Source organism: Vibrio sp. SCSIO 43086, from assembly GCF_051132235.1.
Taxonomy (GTDB): Bacteria; Pseudomonadota; Gammaproteobacteria; order Enterobacterales; family Vibrionaceae; genus Vibrio; species Vibrio diabolicus.
Map to the genome: position 1 here is coordinate 1,296,873 of NZ_CP072678.1, position 15,937 is coordinate 1,312,809.

Annotated in this window: 14 protein-coding genes; 7 read left to right on the forward strand and 7 right to left on the reverse strand. The window is 47.4% G+C overall.

The genetic code is table 11. The annotated features are described in order from the left end of the window. Positions 1-29 precede the first annotated feature (29 nt). The 7 genes from J8Z23_RS21980 to iolG all read left to right on the forward strand — a co-directional run bounded on the left by J8Z23_RS21980 (position 30) and on the right by iolG (position 7,021). Positions 30-1,205, forward strand: a complete 1,176-nt coding sequence (locus J8Z23_RS21980; protein ID WP_434635402.1) for a Gfo/Idh/MocA family protein — start codon at positions 30-32, stop codon at positions 1,203-1,205. Positions 1,206-1,217: 12 nt separating this feature from the next. Further along, positions 1,218-2,204, forward strand: a complete 987-nt coding sequence (gene iolC / locus J8Z23_RS21985; protein WP_434635403.1) for a 5-dehydro-2-deoxygluconokinase — start codon at positions 1,218-1,220, stop codon at positions 2,202-2,204. A 183-nt stretch (positions 2,205-2,387) separates the two neighbouring features. Then, entirely contained in the window at positions 2,388-3,257 is an 870-nt protein-coding gene (locus J8Z23_RS21990) for a 5-deoxy-glucuronate isomerase (protein WP_434635404.1), read from the forward strand. Positions 3,258-3,268: 11 nt separating this feature from the next. Further along, positions 3,269-4,096 (forward strand): class II fructose-bisphosphate aldolase, encoded by an 828-nt coding sequence (locus tag J8Z23_RS21995; protein ID WP_434635405.1) that lies wholly within the window; start codon positions 3,269-3,271, stop codon positions 4,094-4,096. 72 nt (positions 4,097-4,168) lie between these two features. Further along, on the forward strand, positions 4,169-5,002 hold the full coding sequence (locus J8Z23_RS22000) for a MurR/RpiR family transcriptional regulator (protein WP_434635406.1): 834 nt from the start codon (positions 4,169-4,171) through the stop codon (positions 5,000-5,002). A gap of 183 nt (positions 5,003-5,185) precedes the next feature. Then, the gene (locus J8Z23_RS22005; RefSeq protein ID WP_434635407.1) at positions 5,186-6,013 is read left to right on the forward strand and encodes a sugar phosphate isomerase/epimerase family protein; all 828 of its coding nucleotides are present in this window, start codon (positions 5,186-5,188) and stop codon (positions 6,011-6,013) included. Positions 6,014-6,034: 21 nt separating this feature from the next. Next, a complete protein-coding gene (gene iolG, locus J8Z23_RS22010; RefSeq protein ID WP_434635408.1) occupies positions 6,035-7,021 on the forward strand; it encodes an inositol 2-dehydrogenase in 987 nt (328 codons plus the stop codon). A 96-nt stretch (positions 7,022-7,117) separates the two neighbouring features. Here iolG and sstT read toward each other — a convergent pair whose 3' ends face one another. The 7 genes from sstT to malT form a co-directional block, all read right to left on the reverse strand. Further along, the gene (sstT, locus tag J8Z23_RS22015) at positions 7,118-8,335 is read right to left on the reverse strand and encodes a serine/threonine transporter SstT (RefSeq protein WP_434635409.1); all 1,218 of its coding nucleotides are present in this window, start codon (positions 8,333-8,335) and stop codon (positions 7,118-7,120) included. A gap of 357 nt (positions 8,336-8,692) precedes the next feature. Further along, positions 8,693-9,769, reverse strand: a complete 1,077-nt coding sequence (gene rsgA, locus J8Z23_RS22020) for a ribosome small subunit-dependent GTPase A (RefSeq protein ID WP_434635410.1) — start codon at positions 9,767-9,769, stop codon at positions 8,693-8,695. A gap of 275 nt (positions 9,770-10,044) precedes the next feature. After that, positions 10,045-10,353 (reverse strand): PTS transporter subunit EIIB, encoded by a 309-nt coding sequence (locus J8Z23_RS22025; protein ID WP_434635411.1) that lies wholly within the window; start codon positions 10,351-10,353, stop codon positions 10,045-10,047. Then, positions 10,343-10,957: an SCO family protein gene (locus tag J8Z23_RS22030; protein WP_006740812.1), complete on the reverse strand. Its 615-nt coding sequence runs from the start codon at positions 10,955-10,957 to the stop codon at positions 10,343-10,345. Before J8Z23_RS22030 ends, J8Z23_RS22025 begins: the two co-directional genes overlap by 11 nt. A 9-nt stretch (positions 10,958-10,966) precedes the next feature. Then, on the reverse strand, positions 10,967-11,392 hold the full coding sequence (locus J8Z23_RS22035; RefSeq protein WP_434635413.1) for a hypothetical protein: 426 nt from the start codon (positions 11,390-11,392) through the stop codon (positions 10,967-10,969). 252 nt (positions 11,393-11,644) lie between these two features. Next, the gene (locus tag J8Z23_RS22040; protein WP_041853110.1) at positions 11,645-12,562 is read right to left on the reverse strand and encodes a DUF368 domain-containing protein; all 918 of its coding nucleotides are present in this window, start codon (positions 12,560-12,562) and stop codon (positions 11,645-11,647) included. A 580-nt stretch (positions 12,563-13,142) separates the two neighbouring features. Beyond that, on the reverse strand, positions 13,143-15,851 hold the full coding sequence (gene malT, locus J8Z23_RS22045; RefSeq protein WP_005396763.1) for an HTH-type transcriptional regulator MalT: 2,709 nt from the start codon (positions 15,849-15,851) through the stop codon (positions 13,143-13,145). Positions 15,852-15,937: the final 86 nt, after the last annotated feature.

Consider the following 15,937-nt stretch of genomic DNA (forward strand, 5'->3'; position numbering starts at 1 on the left):
TTAAGCAAGAGCCTATCAAGGAGTCAAACATGTTTAATGAAGAACGTCATTTTGAACAACCAATCCGTTGGGCAATGGTCGGCGGTGGTCGTGGCAGTCAAATTGGTTACTCGCACCGTAATGCGGCGCAGCGCGATGGCTTGTTCAAACTGGTCGCTGGCGCGTTCGATTTGGATGCGGATCGTTGTCGTGATTTCGGTGAAAACCTAGGTCTAGATGGTGACCGTTGCTACGCAAACTACAAAGAGATGTTTGAGAAAGAAGCGCAACGCGAAGATGGCATCCAAGCCGTATCGGTGGCAACGCCAAACTCAACCCACTACGAGATTTGTAAAGCGGCGCTAGAGGCCAACTTGCATGTGGTGTGTGAAAAACCAATTACCTTCACGACGGAAGAAGCAGAAGAGCTCAAACAGATCGCAGCAGAGCGTAATCGCGTGATCGGCGTGATGTACGGCTACAGCGGTTTCCCAATGGTGCAACAAGCACGTGAAATGGTGAAACGTGGTGACCTAGGCGAGATTCGCGTTGTGAACATGCAGTTTGCGCATGGCTTCCATAACGAAGAGTACGAGAAAAACGATCCAGGTTTGAAATGGCGCGTCAGCCCAGAAGTTTCTGGTCCAACTTACGTTTTGGGTGATGTGGGTACGCACGCTTTCTACCTATGCGAAGTGATGACAGGTCTGGAAATTGACCGTCTGTCTTGCATGCGTCAAAGCTTCATCAAGTCACGCGCACCACTCGAAGATAACGCCCACATCATGATGCAATTTAAAGAGGGTGCGGTCGGTACGCTTTGGGCATCGGCAGTAAACGCAGGCTCGATGCACCAACAAAAAATCCGCATCGTCGGCTCAAAAGCGTCTATCGAATGGTGGGATGAACAACCAAACCAACTTCGTTTCGAAGTGCAAGGTGAAGCGCCACGTATTTTAGAACGCGGCATGGGTTACCTATACCAAGACGCACCGGGTGTGGCTGCTAATCGTGTTGGTGGTGGTCACGCAGAAGGTTACTTCGAATCATGGGCGAACTTGTACCACCGTTTCGCGTTGGCATTCGATGCGGCAGACCGAGATGACCAACAAGCGTTGTCTGAAATCTGGTTCCCAGGTATCGACGCGGGTATCGAAGGTGTGCGCCTATGCGAGAAGTGTGTGGAGTCTGCCGATCAGAACGCCGCTTGGGTTGATTACAAATAATAGGAATAGACGATGACAAACATTGCACTTGAAACAAATCGACCATTGGATGCCATCGTTTTAGGACGTGCGGGCGTAGATCTCTACGCTCGTGAAGCTAAAACCGATATGGCGGATATCTCTGGCTTCAACAAATTCGTTGGTGGGTCGGCGGCAAACATCGCAGTGGGCATCGCCAAACTAGGTGGCAAGGTCGGCTTTATTGGTTGCGTTGCTGACGATGCATTCGGTGGTTACGTCAAAGGTTACATGACCGAGCAAGGCATCAACCTTGATGGCATGAGAACCGATGATTCTGGCTCGCGCACATCGGTGGCATTCACTGAGATGAAGCCAAAAGATTGCACCGTGCTTATCTACCGTAACAACGCTTCGGATTTGACCATCAAACCAGAAGAGATCGACACAGCTTACATCGCCAGCTCGAAAGTTCTGGTGGTAACGGGAACGGCATTGTCAGAAAGCCCAAGCCGTGAAGCCACCTTGATTGCGATGCAGCATGCACGCCGCAGCAAGACCTTAGTGGTATTGGATGTCGATTATCGTCCTTACTCTTGGCGCACCGATACCGATGCTTCGATTTACTACGGCATTGCCGCAGGTCTGTCGGACATTGTGATTGGTAACCGCGAAGAGTTCGACATGATGGAAACCGTCATTGCACCGGGCAACACCGATGATGACCAAACTGCGGCGCGCTTTTTGACTGAGAACACCCAAGTGGTGGTGGTGAAAGCCGGTGAGCACGGTTCAAAAGTGTACGACCGCTCTGGTCACAAGTTTGAACAAGGCATTTTCCGAGTGGAAGCCAACAAGCCATTTGGCTCTGGTGACTCATTCGCGGGCGGTCTGATTTGGACGCTAGTTACTGGCGGTTCGCTGGAAGAAGGCGTACGCAACGGCACGGCAGCAGCGGCGATTAATGTCAGCGGTCACAGCTGCACCGAAGCCATGCCAACCAAGGAACAATTATTCGATTTTATTGAGACGCGAAGTTAAGCACTGTTCGGTGCCTTCGGGCACTGAATAGCTGCGCGTTTGGTCTCCCGGGCCGGTATGTCACTTGTTGAGGGTAACAAGACAGAGTGCGTACACACCATCGTGGCCCGGCTTTTTTGTTAAGCCACGTTCAAAAGGATAGTGCAGCCTCGTTTCACCACGAGCTGTGAGGAGAAAAGAAAAATGGGTAAACATATTCCACCATTTGATAACAAGAATGAACCAATTATTGGTGCGAACGACGAAGTAACGCCATTGTGCTACTTCAACCAAGTATTCTTGGGTCAAAACGAAACCTTTGACCATGTGATCGAAGGGTATGAGTCTGTCATCGTATTGGCTGGCGGTACTTGCAGCATCACCGTAAGCAAAGACGGTGAAAGCCAAACATTCGACAACATTGGTAAGCGCAAATCAGTTTGGGATGGCAACCCAGAAGCGGTTTATGTCCCACTTGGCTACCGTGCCCAAATTCAGTGTGTCAGTGATAAAGCCGATGTGATGATTGCAGGCGGCAAGTTTGAAGCGTCGCTAGAACCTTTCTGTGTTCGCGAAGAGAACGTTGACATCGTTCAGTACGGCTCGGATGACACCAAAACACACCGTAAGATCAAGCATGTACTGGGTCAATCCAATGCGGATCAACGTGGTCGCCTACTGGTGAGTGAGCTATTTACCGTTGGCGCAGGCGGTTGGTCTGGCTTCCCGCCGCATAAGCATGATGAAGATCGCGTGAAGCCTGACGGCAGTAAAGAAACTCTTTATGAAGAAGTGTACCAGTTCCGTTTCAATCCGGATTTCGGCTTTGGTGCACAGTTCCTTTACGAACACGAAGACGATTTTGGTCCGGTTTACCACGTGCGTACTGGTTCGGTGATCGCCATCGATAAAGGTTATCACCCAAGCGTGGCAGCACCGGGGTACGAAATGTACTACTTCACTATCATCGTTGGCAAAACAGAAAAATCTTTGATTCAGCACTTTGATCCGCACCACGAATACCAAGTGGAGACGATCCCAGGCATCAAAGACATGATCGCGAAATTTAAGTAGGGGGAATCATCATGCTTGTAAATTTGAATGACCTATTGCCGGATGCGGCGGCGTCTAACTATGCGGTCCCTTGCTTTAATGTGTTCGGCTTTGAAGATGCGCGCGCCGTTGTTGAAGCGGCAGAGCAAATGAATAAACCAGTGATTTTGGCTTGCAACAAAGACGTGGTGGATTTTTACGGCGTCGAAACTGCGGCTGCGATGTTTCTAAACCTGGCGCATAAGAGCACAGTGCCTGTCGTGCTTCACCTTGACCACACCTACGAAGAAGACATCGTCTTCCGCGCGCTTAAAGCTGGCTTTAGCTCAGTGATGTTCGATGGCTCACAACTCACTCTGGACGAGAACATTGCTCGCACCAAGAAGGTCGTGGAAGTCGCACATGCATTAGGCGCATCGGTAGAAGGTGAGATTGGTTCGGTGCCATACGAGGAAGGTCGCGATCACATCAAATCGATCTACACAGAGCCGGAAGATGCCGCGCGTTTTGCCGAAGAAAGTGGCGTCGATTGTGTCGCAATTTCAGTCGGTAACGTTCACCGCTTAACCGAGCCAACTTGTACTATCGATTTTGGTCGCCTAGATCGTATAGCGAGTGCAGTGGCTGTGCCGTTAGTGATTCATGGTTCGAGTGGTATTCGTGATGAAGACATGCTCAAGCTAAAGCAAAGCCGGGTCTCCAAGTTCAATATTGGCACCTGCTTGCGACAAGCTCTGGGTCATAATCTTCGCGATTACATGAATCAGGAACCACAAAAGTTTGACCGCATTTACTTCATGCAAAAGGCGATGCCGTATGTGAAGGAAGAAGCGGTACGAAACTTTGAATTATTATCTTAAAATGGCGGCCCCTTTTGTTACTATTAGGGGCCTCTGTCTCCAAGCGTTCATTGATAGGAGAGCAGTATAACTATGGATGTTGAAGTGAAAGCACCTGCAGATTTAGACACACTAAAAGAGTTAATCGCAAAGCGTTACGACAGTTTGAGCGGACGTTTGCAGCAAGTCGCGGATTTTGTGACCGACCAGCCGATGCTGGTGGCGGTAGAAACCATGGCGACCATTGCTAAGCAAGCCAATGTGCCGTTGTCGACCTTAAGTCGATTCTCCAATGCGATGGGCTTTGATGGCTTTACTTCGATGCAAGTGCTGTTTCGCGATCAATATCTGAATCGCCCGAGAGACTACAAGGAACGTGTTCGCAAAGCTCGTGAGATGGAAGATGTCCCACATGACTCGCCGCAAGCCATTTTCCAGGACTTTGGACACGCGAACATTGAAGCATTAGAACAGCTGCAAATGTCGGTTTCTCCTCAAAAACTGGAACGAGCAGTCGCACTGATGGATGGTGCACAAACCATCTACATTCAGGGCACTCGCCGTGCTTATCCAGTGGCTTTCTATCTTTGGTATGCCCTCATGAAGTCCGACAAGAATGTGGTGCTGTTGGACGATCACGGTGGCATGTTGTCTCCGTTGACTCGACGAATGAACGATAAAGATGTTCTGTTTGCTATCACCTTCAATCCATACGCGGAAGAAACCAGCCAACTGATTGATGATGCGTGTAAAAAGAACGTGCCGATTGTCTGCATTACCGATAACCAAATGACGCCACATGGCAGCAAAATGGATGTCTGTTTTGAAGTGCAAGAAGGTGAATTGATGGGTTTCCGCTCGCTCAGCAGCTCCATGTATTTGGCTCAGGCGATTGCGGTCAGTCTCATTTGTCGAGAAGTGAAGTAACTTCATTGCTCAGTAATCTCGAATCGGGACACCTTCCTGCGGACTAAGCGGTCACGCACGCAGACTTTATCTTATACCTTTGTCCACTGATTAGGTGCAACTTAGCGGTTGCGCTGCGGGTTTGCTCGAGCTGAATTCCGCCGCGCCCTGCAATAAGCAGGGCAACGAAAAGAGGTAAATCTGATGCGTTTTGCTCTACACGGCATGTGCTCCCTGCACAGCAATATCCTATCTGATGTCCGACTCGCCAAAGAAATCGGCTATCAAGGGCTCGAAATTCATACCGAAAAACTCTGGCGTTATATTCAAGCTGGCTTTACTGCAAAGCAGCTCAGACAACGCATGGATGAGCTTGGCATCGTCCCAACGGCGATAGACATCATTGGCGCGGTTGAAGTGACAGATAAAGCTAGCCAACGTCAATTGTTCCAAGATTCAGAAACGCTGTGCCGTTTTGCGCAGGCCGTGGGTGCACCTACCATCCAGCTCAATGCTTTTGAAGCGTTAAACGGCTTAACCAAAGAGCAAAACATCGAACTCACGGCGCAGAACATTCGTCAGATTACCGACATTGGTAAGAACTATGGCATCCGTTTTCAATATGAAGGCGCGGCTTGGACTCCAATCGCCAAACTGGAAGATTACTTCCGCCTGTATGACGCCGTCGGCCGCGACAACTTTGGTTTTGTACTCGATACATGGCACTTATGGGCATGTCGCGGGGCAACCTTGGAGCAAGTGGCAAACATCGATGCCGAGCTGATTTACAACGTGCACTTGTCTGACGGCAAGCGCCCAGCTCCGGGTGAGGCTTGGCCTGATGAGCGCGCTCTACGTGGTTACTTGTTAGGACAAGGTGAAGTGCCATTAAAAGAATGGGTCGATGCGATTCGCCAAACAGGTTACGACGGCTTCTATTCTGGTGAGTTCCTCAATGACCAACTGTGGGAAGGGGATTACTACGACATCGCCGCAGATATGTTGGCGGGCATGAAGCGTCAATTCAACTAGGCGACACAGAAGGGATTTCCTATGTTTAATATTGCTTTATTTGGATCGGGTCGAATTGGTCAAGTGCATGCGGTCAATATCGAACGTTCGCCAGAAACCGCGGTTTATTCGCTTATCGAACCTTATGGGGTCTATGCGGATCAGTTTTGTGCGCAGTACCCGCAGACCAAACGCCAAACCGTAGAAGAAGCCATGGCGGATGATAACGTTCATGCGGTGTGTATTTGCTCCTCAACCGACACGCACGCTGATTTGATTGAACGCGCAGCCAAAGCCGGCAAAGCCATCTTTTGTGAGAAGCCAATCGACCTTGATTTGTGCCGAGTGCGTGATTGTTTAGGTGTGGTGAATCAACATCAAGTCCCCTTCTTGTTGGGCTTTAATCGTCGTTTTGACCCGCATTTCTTAAGCCTTAAGAAAGCGTTGGATGACGGTCAAATTGGTGAGCCTGCCAGTGTAATTATCACCTCTCGCGATCCTGCGCCACCGCCAGCGCAATACAGCAAATCGTCCGGTGGTATGTTCCGCGATATGACGATTCACGACCTCGACATGGCGCGTTTTATCTTAGGGGAAGATCCAATCGCGGTTACGGCACATGGCAGCTGCAAGGTAGATCCTGCCATCGGTGAAGCGGGGGATATCGATACCAGTGTGGTGACTCTTACATTCCCTTCTGGCGCGATGGCCACGATTCACAATAGTCGCCGTTCCAGCTATGGGTACGATCAGCGCGTCGAAGTGCATGGTGAAAAAGGCATGCTGCAAGTGGCTAACTTAACTGAGAATTTAGTAAGCCATAGTGGGGAAAGCGGGCAAATCAGTGCGACACCAAAGTACTTTTTCCTCGAGCGTTATGAGCGCGCCTATGTGGCTGAGTGGCAACACTTTGTTGAAGTGTTGAAAGGCGAAGCACCTTGCTGCTCTGGCATCGATGGTGAGATTGCTCTGACGCTGGCTGATGCAGCATTAGAGTCGATGAGCACGGGTAAGACGATTCGATTGTAAATCGCCACTAAGAGAGAAAGAATGCTAACAAAAAAGGGGAGCCACATCGGCTCCCCTTTCTAGTTATGCTTGATATCTTACAGATATATTTGCGCCTTACTGAGCTTTTTGCTGTTCTGATTTGCAAACTGCCGCAGTGAAGATAACGTCTGTTGAGCTGTTTAGCGCGGTTTCAGCAGAGTCTTGAATCACGCCGATGATGAAGCCAACCGCTACAACCTGCATTGCTACGTCGTTTGAGATACCAAACAGACCACACGCAAGTGGGATAAGTAGTAGCGAGCCACCTGCAACACCTGATGCGCCACATGCAGAAACCGCAGCCACAATACTGAGCAGTAGCGCAGTCAGTAGATCAACTTCAATACCCATAGTGTGCACAGCTGCAAGCGTTAGCGTTGTGATAGTGATTGCAGCACCAGCCATGTTAATGGTCGCACCTAGTGGGATAGATACTGAGTACGTATCTTCGTCCAGTTTTAGCTTCTCACATAGTGCCATGTTTACTGGGATATTCGCCGCACTTGAACGAGTGAAGAACGCGGTTACACCACTTTCACGTAGGCAACGGAATACAAGTGGGTAAGGGTTTTGCTTAGTTTTAACGAACACGATCGCCGGGTTTACAACGAGTGCGATGATCATCATAGCGCCAAGAAGAACCGCCAGAAGGTGTGCGTAGCTTGCTAGTGCGCTAAAGCCTGTTGTTGCGAACGTTGAAGCAACCAGACCAAAGATACCAAATGGTGCAAGACGAATGATAAAGCGAACAATGTGAGACACGCTGTGGCTGAGATCTTCAAACACGGCTTTCGTTGTTGCAGATGCGTGGTGTAGCGCAAGACCCAGACCCACACCCCAAGCAAGAATGCCAATGTAGTTTGCTTCTACTAGTGCATTTACTGGGTTGTCGACCAGTTTAAACAACAGTGTGCGTAGAATTTCAGCAATACCTTGAGGCGGCGTTGCACCTTCAGCGCCGGTGACAAGCGTTAAATTGGTCGGGAAAAGGAAGCTTAGAACCACTGCTGATAGCGCCGCGAAGAACGTACCCATCAGGTACAGTACAACGATTGGACGCATGTACGTGTGCTGGTTTTTCTTTTGGTTCGCAATTGAAGCGGCAACCAAAATAAACACAAGGATTGGCGCGATCGCTTTAAGAGCACCAACAAAAAGGCTACCAATTAATCCTGCACTTTCGGCATGGCTTGGGGAAATTGTGGCGAGCAAAATACCAAAGACAATACCGACAAGGATCTGGACGACGAGGTTACCACGAGCAAATCGGGCAACGAGGCTGTTGTGTTGCATACATCATTCCTGCAATTTTATGCCAGAGCGAGCAGGGCAATAGTCCATCATTACACGGCGATAATGCCCTTGTATTGCAAGGGGTGAGCATTGCTTCTGGTCACTAAGACACATGATTATCAATTATCCTGTTTTTATAAATTCAGCCATTTTCTTGCTGAATATCACATATCTTAGCTTGGTAATATTTTGTGTCTAGTTTTAGTTTGTTTTTGGATTAAATGTTTGCTCAATGTTATTTAAATAAGATTTTTATGTTGAAAATTATCATTAGTTATGAGTAATGGTTTTTAATAAAGTTGTTAAAAAGGAGACTTTCGTCTCCTTTGATTTTATTGACAACTCAAACGTAACAAATCAATAACTTTGTTGGCGCCTGCGCTTATCACTCATGGCATTTCGAGTGAGTTTCCCGAACTGTCGACTTTGAGCTCGTTGTTCTGCCAAAGTCGCGCCGTTAAAGGCTTGTTCTCGCAATAGTTTTTGATAGTTATTGAAACGACGAACCTCCAGTGTGCCATTTTCAATCGCAGCTTGAACTGCGCAACCCGGCTCAGTTTGATGCTGGCAATCACCAAAGCGACAACGTTGAGCGAGCCCCTCAATGTCAGAAAATGCTTCACTGACGCCCACTTCGCAGTCTGCTAGTTGAAGCTCGCGCATTCCCGGAGTATCAATCAAGATGCCGCCATCAGGTAATAGATGGATAGAGCGCGATCTGGTTGTATGTCGCCCTTTGCTATCGTCTTCACGAATATGCCCAGTCGCCTGTTCTTGCTGCCCGAGTAATGCATTCACAAGAGTTGATTTGCCAACGCCTGAAGAACCGATAAAAGCGACGGTTTGTCCTTCTTCGCACCAGCTCATGAGTGTAGAAGCACTCTCTGTTTCTAAGCCGTTGACTGTCTCTATGACTAATAGAGGGTCGAGCTTCTGTACTTGGCTTTTTAGTTCATCAATGTTGTCACACAAATCGGCTTTGGAAAGCACGATGACGGGTTCGACTTCGGCTTCATGAGCCAAGGCGAGATAGCGTTCAATACGACTTAAATTGAAGTCGTCGTTAAGGGAACAGACGATAAAAACGGTATCCACATTTGCGGCGATGAGCTGCTCTGCCACTTTGCTGCCCGCTGCTTTGCGGCTAAAGAGGCTCAAGCGATCCAGTAAGCGAACAAATTGCTGATCGTCATTTAAGATAACCCAGTCTCCGACGGTCATATTGGGTAGAGAGTGGTGGGCATTGAGGTGGACTTGCCCCGTTTCTGTCGCCAATAGGTAACCACTTCGGTGATGCGCAATCACACGTGCAAAGATAGTGTCGTCGTAATCGTCTAGTGTCAGTTGTTGCTGAAAAAATGGTTTCCAACCCAATCGTTTTAGTGGGTTTGAAGTTGAAATTAATGTGTCACAAAAAGTATGTGTTTGATTCATTGTTGAATTATCCCAGACGCAAAAAAGCGCCTTAATACAAATCGCATTAGGGTCTAATTCGGATAGAGTTGACCCCGGTGAAGACCGGGCAGAGAAGGGGAGTTGTGGCTATGCCACGTAATTGGTGCGGTTAGGGTTACCCTTGCGATGCCCAGTTAGTGTTATTCAATACAATCATCATGTGTCCTCTTCGTTGGTTAATAAATAAGTGAATTAATTAAGCCAAGAGAGTATAGCCGCCCTTTTTCTTAGAGGGTAGCTATACTGCGAAAATATTAGCTTTGTTTGTTGATGCGCTCTTCCATTATCTGCGAATACGTGTTGGCTTTTAAGCCGTATATGATTTGGACATGACGCTCATCCAGTATCACGACGCCATGCGCGCCATGATTTTTGAGTGCAGTTTTATCGATGATGGACGTCGTTCTAAGGGTAAGACGCAGCCGAGTCGCGCATGCTCCAGTTTCTAGCAGGTTTTCTATCCCCCCAATGGCGTCAATGATCGTATCGACGTCTTGTTCGACATTGGGGTTGGTTTGAGTTAGGAAACTGAAAAACTGTTTCAGCACTGACTTAACTGTCATTTGAGGAGCCTTCAGTCGTCAGTTTTGAAATGGCTTCAACAATCGGTGCCGGCGAGAGTGTATGCGGTACCTTGGTGATTAACGTGCCATCCGGCTTCAAGAAGTAAAAGTAAGAGCTGTGATCAAGCGTGTATTTGAGCTCCGAGCCTTCCAATTCGGTTTTGCGGAAAATAACACCATAGTTGTGTGCCAAAGGTGTGGTTACATCAAGCGGTGCCGATAGGCCTTCAATCATTGGATGGAAGTAATGGGCATATTTCGCCGAGGCATCGGCCTCATCACGCTCTGGATCTAAAGAAATGAACATTGGGCGCAGTTGCGCTTTTTGCGCTTCATCGATCTGATTTAGGGCTCCTGCCAGCATAGCAAGCGAAGTTGGGCAAACATCTGGGCAGCGAGTAAAACCAAAATAGACGACTCGAATGCGAGGGTCATTCACATCGAAGATATTGACGGCTTGGTTATTTTCCCCAAACAATACCGTTTGTTGAGAGGTGGAACTATCCACTTGCTCTGGCTTCGTTTTCTGATTATCTAAATAGCTTTTTACGCCAAACCCGAGGGCGAAAGCAACTACGAGAAATAGGGACCAATTGCGGCTCATAACGATTCCTTATCTTTGCATTTTTATAGCAGGGTAAACGGTACTCTCTCCATCACTGAGTTCACCAACCCAGGTCATGGCGTCTTGAGTGCAAACCGGCAGAATGATGTCACCTTGATATCGACCGGGAGCGACTTGCTTCAGTAAAAACTTGGGTTCTCCCATCTCCATTTCTCTTCCTGAAAGGCTTAGGACGAGTTGCTCAGCATCGCTTGTGTGCCACTCAACATTCAGAGTAGTAGGGACCAAGGGTTGAGCAGTATCTGCGTTGAGCGTCATCATAACATTCTCTTGAACGCACGAGGCAGTAGAGAGAAAGCAATACTCATCTATCGGTTTGATCGGAGTGGATGAAGAAAAGCTTTTTAGTAAAGTTGGGGCATAAAATCCCGCAACCAGTGCGGCTGAAACAGCGGCGATTTGTAACACTTTCATTAAGGTTCAGCATTTATCACTTAACATTACCTGCATCGTAGCACAGAAGCGTCATTCGCCAACTCGTGGCCTAGATAAATTGTGCGTTGTGCCTCGATGACAGAGATCAAAATAACCGCGCGGTGTAGGGGGTTGTTGAATCAAGCCCATAAAGATTTTCAATTGCGATGATTTTCTCTTTGCCAACAAACAAGAACGAAGCCAATTGGCTCCGTTCTTGTTTGTTGATTCCGTATTGATTTGATACCGCAGTTACTTGTCTGAATCTGCGAATTTTTCGAGACTCAAAACCAGCGCAATGGCAGCAAGCATCATCACAACGGCAAGCACTAACTGAGAAGGTTGTGATGTCACGTGTTCAAATTCAAATGGTGATAGGTTGTGCTGTAGCAAGGGCACTTGCTCACCCTTTGAATTGGTGCGCCAAGTGATGGTTTCTTTCCAAGGCCAAATCTTTGGTAACGTACCAATCATTAAGCCTGTCAAAAACATCAGAGTGAAATCGCGGAACTTGCGTAGTAACCACGACAATAGATGCGAAAAGGACAGCAAACCAATCACACAACCTGACAAAAACAGCGCCAATGTATCGACTTGGAAACCTTTCACGGCGGCTAATACAGGTGCATACATCCCAATCAATAACAAGATAAAGCTGCCAGAGATGCCCGGTAAGATCATCGCGCAAATCGCGATAGCACCAGCGAACAATGTGTTAATAGCCGTTGGTTCCATGTGCAGAGGTTTAAGCACGGTGATGCTGTAAGCAAACCCGACACCAACAAGTAAAGTCACGAAGCGGATAAGATCACGTTGTTCAACCTGACGAATAATGTGATAGACCGATACCAAAATCAGACCAAAGAAAAATGACCAAAGTGGGATCGGGTGTGTGTCAAGAAGCCAAGTGATCAACTTTGCTAGCGTAGCAATGCTGGTGAAAATACCGGCAAACAGAGCGATAAGGAAGAAACCGTTGATGTGATTAAAGGCAGCTTTAACCCCTTTTTTTCGCCAAATAGAGAAAAGTGATGGGTTAATGCGTCGAATGCTCTCAAGCAGCGTATCGTAAATGCCGGTGATAAACGCGATGGTGCCGCCTGATACGCCAGGAACAACATCTGCTGCGCCCATGGCGATTCCTTTGAAGAAAGTAATTAAGTAGTTCATTGCTCTAATGCTAAGTCGTTTCGATGGCACAGAGTATACAAACATTGCGACGAAAAAAGTATGAAATAGTGCTGTAGCTACTGGGTTTTATATCCAAGTAATTGCTTATTTTTGTTACAGGTTATGAGGTGATTCTAATACAACGATCTCTTAATATTTGGTTTACATTATTGAGATGATTAACTGCACTATCAATGGCTACGTTTGTTGCATTATGCAAATGCAATTTGATAATTGTATTTGCGTTTTGCTATATTTTATATAGACAAATTCACTTTATATGAGATCCTGTGCCCAAAAATAAGTCTTTGCATTTTGGCATGATTAATGCATAATACTTCTCGACCCTTCTTAAGCCGAGGGTCACCTAGCCAACTGACGTTGTTAGTGAATACAATTTGTTCACACTAAATATAAGCCAATCGCGATTATTGCGGTTGGCTATTTTTTTATATGAACAACGTTACTTACGTGCTTTGCAAATTGCACTTCCCTCGTTCTAGACTCATAAAAAAGGGCTGACGCATCACGCCAACCCCTTGTATTTCACTTTAGGTTTTAATCTGTTTTCTTGAGCTGATCAGTACCCCATCAACTGGAGTAAATTTTCAGCTGTCACAATGGCCTCTTTACGATTGGCGATATTGAGCTTTTGGTACAAGTTGCGAATGTGGGTTTTAATCGTGGTGCCTGCCACATCAAGCTCTTGCGCGATTTGCTCATTGCTGAAACCAGAATAAATCAAACCAAGCACCTGCCACTCACGTTGAGTCAGTGGGCTTGTGCGAACCAGTTCCGGTACGTTAGGGTGGTTTACCAGCTTCTCAATGAAGTCTTCATCAAAGTGAATAGAGCGGCTGCGCTGATTGGACGAAATATCCTTCATCAGTTGTTGAGCGCGGTGACGTTCTAGATCGCCTAACTCATGGCGGAGGCTTAACTTCTCCAGTAGCCCGCCAATGGTGGCGCCATCAATGAGGAAGTTACCTACCATCCCCGTCTGGTTTGTCATCACTAACGCTTCTTTTAGCAAAGCTTTTGCTTGCTCTTCGTCTTTTTGGCGAGCAGCAAACACCGCTTCAACCACTAAGTTGCGATTAGTATCTGTGATCAGGTTGGTTCGACGAGCTTCACTTTGGAGGAAATCCAATGCTGCGCGCGCTTCGGTATATTGACCTAAGTTGATGTGTGCGCGTGCAATGTTACGCCATTGCAATTGTGAAAAGTGGTTGCATGCCGATTCAGGACGAACCGCAGTGTTGAGCCATTCTTGCATTGCATCGGTGTTACCGCGCGCTTGCCAAAATAGGATCAACGATAGTGAAGCGTTTGCTGTCCAGTCTACATGGTAAGTCGACTGCTTCATCAAATGTTGAATGTGCTCAATGAATTTACCGGCTTTGTCTAGCTCGCCACGGCCAACCGCAATACGCGCCAGCATCGAGTAGCTGTGTAAGTGCTTACTTGGCGAATGGTTTTCGAGAATTTGCAGACCTCGGTAGGCACATTCTTCTGCTTCATCAAGTCGGTTCCAGCACCAAAGCACTTGCGCACGAATACGCAGCAAAAACTCGTGCAGAGGAACATGTTGAAGTTGCTGATCTTCAATCAAACGGAATGCGGAATCTTGCAGCTCAAAGGCGGCTTGTACGTAACCTTGCGCAATCAAAATCTCGCTTTGTTGCAATATCGCCCATAACGCTTGGTGGTAAACTTGGTACTGACGAGCCAGCTTCTCGGTTTGTTGCATCATCGGTAACGCGCGGTCGAGTTTACCTAGCACGTGGTTAACTTCGCCAACAACCGAAGTTGCCACAATGCGGCTACGGTAAATCGTGTTATCAAGTTGGCTAAGTGCTAGCTCCGCTAATTCGAGTGCTTTCTCTGGTTGGTTGCTGTTGATAGCCACTTGAGCAAGCAGCGCGTTTGCTTGACCTTGATAATGAATATCTAACTCGATGTTACGCTTTTTATGCTCCTCTTCCGCTTCTTCAAGCAGGTGACCTACTTGGTTATAACGATGCTGACTTTGAGCCAACCAAGCTCGGAGCATCGTAAGTTTTGGGTGGCTGAACAGAAGCTCAGCATCCAACTTATTAATTGAGCTTTCCAGTGTGCTGAGCTCGCCTTGGTTAAACATCTTCCAGCCGAATTCGTTTAGAATTTCTACCACCAAGTCTTTATCGTTCGACTTTTGTGCATGGTGAATCGCTTGGTGCGGTGCTTTTTGTTGTAACCAGGCAACAGCTGCATTGCGGTGAAGATCTTTTTCTTGCTGAGGAATACGCGCTTGGCGCTCATGAGACAAAAACTCGCCAAATAAGTTATGGAATCGGAACCAGTTTTGCTCCCCTTCGAGTGGGTAGATGAATAAGCCGTAGCGGTTTAATGATTCGATCAAACCAAGCGCATCTTCGCGTTGGGTGAGGGCAAACACCAACTCATCATTGAAGTGGTCAAGCACGGAAACTTGCATCAAGAAATGACGAGTTTCGTGATCGAGTAGGTCAAATACTTCTTCGACCAGATAATCCCACAAATGCGCGTGATTGAACTGTGATACTGACTCTACGGTTTGCGCCAATGTGCGGTTTTGATGTTGCGCTTGCAACGCGATCAACTGCATCGCAGATGGCCAACCTTCCACATAGGTTCTGAGGCTGTTTGCCATGTCTTCGTCGATGCCATCGGCAATACGCTGATTAAAGAAACGAGTCGTTTCTTCGGTATCGAATGCCAACATCTCGTTGCCGATTTCGATCATTAAATCACGAACACGTAAGTTTGCAGTACCCAGAGGCGGCGCTGCACGACTTGTTACCACAACGGTGAGGTTATCTGGCATGTGTTTTAAGAAGAAACGCATGGATTCATGGATTTCATCGTTGGTGATCAAGTGATAGTCATCCAGCACTACGTAGCACTCTTGATGAAAATCAGCCATTTCCGCGAATACTTCGCTGAATAAAGAACGTAGAGAAGAGATCTGGCGTTTTTCCGCCAGTTTTTGTGCGTTAGAGCAACTGAAGTTGGTGGCTTTGTTTAATGCTTGAAGCAGGTAGTTCACAAAACGAAAGCCGTCGTTATCGCTGTCATCAATGCTGTACCAACCGACGTTTGGTTTATCGGATAGCCACTGCGCTGCCATGGTGGTTTTTCCGTAACCTGCTGGGGAGCGGAATAAAACCAATTTGTAGTAAGGCGCTTGCTGTAGTAAGTCCAACACTCGTGGGCGCACGATGGCATTGTGCAGGCGTCCTGGTCGAGTAAGCTTAGATGGAATCCACATTAGTAATTATGTCCTTATTTATGTATACCCAAGTGATTGCGACATGATCATTTCAGTAAGGACCCCTCGAAAGCTTCGTCTTACTG

Bases quoted from the DNA above. Each gene is read 5' to 3' on its own strand.
- rsgA (WP_434635410.1), bottom strand. From the start codon at position 9,769: ATGAATCAAACACATACTTTTTGTGACACATTAATTTCAACTTCAAAC.
- J8Z23_RS22030 (WP_006740812.1), bottom strand. From the start codon at position 10,957: ATGAGCCGCAATTGGTCCCTATTTCTCGTAGTTGCTTTCGCCCTCGGG.
- J8Z23_RS22025 (WP_434635411.1), bottom strand. From the start codon at position 10,353: ATGACAGTTAAGTCAGTGCTGAAACAGTTTTTCAGTTTCCTAACTCAA.
- sstT (WP_434635409.1), bottom strand. From the start codon at position 8,335: ATGCAACACAACAGCCTCGTTGCCCGATTTGCTCGTGGTAACCTCGTC.
- J8Z23_RS22000 (WP_434635406.1), top strand. From the start codon at position 4,169: ATGGATGTTGAAGTGAAAGCACCTGCAGATTTAGACACACTAAAAGAG.
- malT (WP_005396763.1), bottom strand. From the start codon at position 15,851: ATGTGGATTCCATCTAAGCTTACTCGACCAGGACGCCTGCACAATGCC.
- J8Z23_RS22005 (WP_434635407.1), top strand. From the start codon at position 5,186: ATGCGTTTTGCTCTACACGGCATGTGCTCCCTGCACAGCAATATCCTA.
- J8Z23_RS22035 (WP_434635413.1), bottom strand. From the start codon at position 11,392: ATGAAAGTGTTACAAATCGCCGCTGTTTCAGCCGCACTGGTTGCGGGA.
- J8Z23_RS21980 (WP_434635402.1), top strand. From the start codon at position 30: ATGTTTAATGAAGAACGTCATTTTGAACAACCAATCCGTTGGGCAATG.
- J8Z23_RS21990 (WP_434635404.1), top strand. From the start codon at position 2,388: ATGGGTAAACATATTCCACCATTTGATAACAAGAATGAACCAATTATT.
- J8Z23_RS22040 (WP_041853110.1), bottom strand. From the start codon at position 12,562: ATGAACTACTTAATTACTTTCTTCAAAGGAATCGCCATGGGCGCAGCA.
- J8Z23_RS21995 (WP_434635405.1), top strand. From the start codon at position 3,269: ATGCTTGTAAATTTGAATGACCTATTGCCGGATGCGGCGGCGTCTAAC.
- iolC (WP_434635403.1), top strand. From the start codon at position 1,218: ATGACAAACATTGCACTTGAAACAAATCGACCATTGGATGCCATCGTT.
- iolG (WP_434635408.1), top strand. From the start codon at position 6,035: ATGTTTAATATTGCTTTATTTGGATCGGGTCGAATTGGTCAAGTGCAT.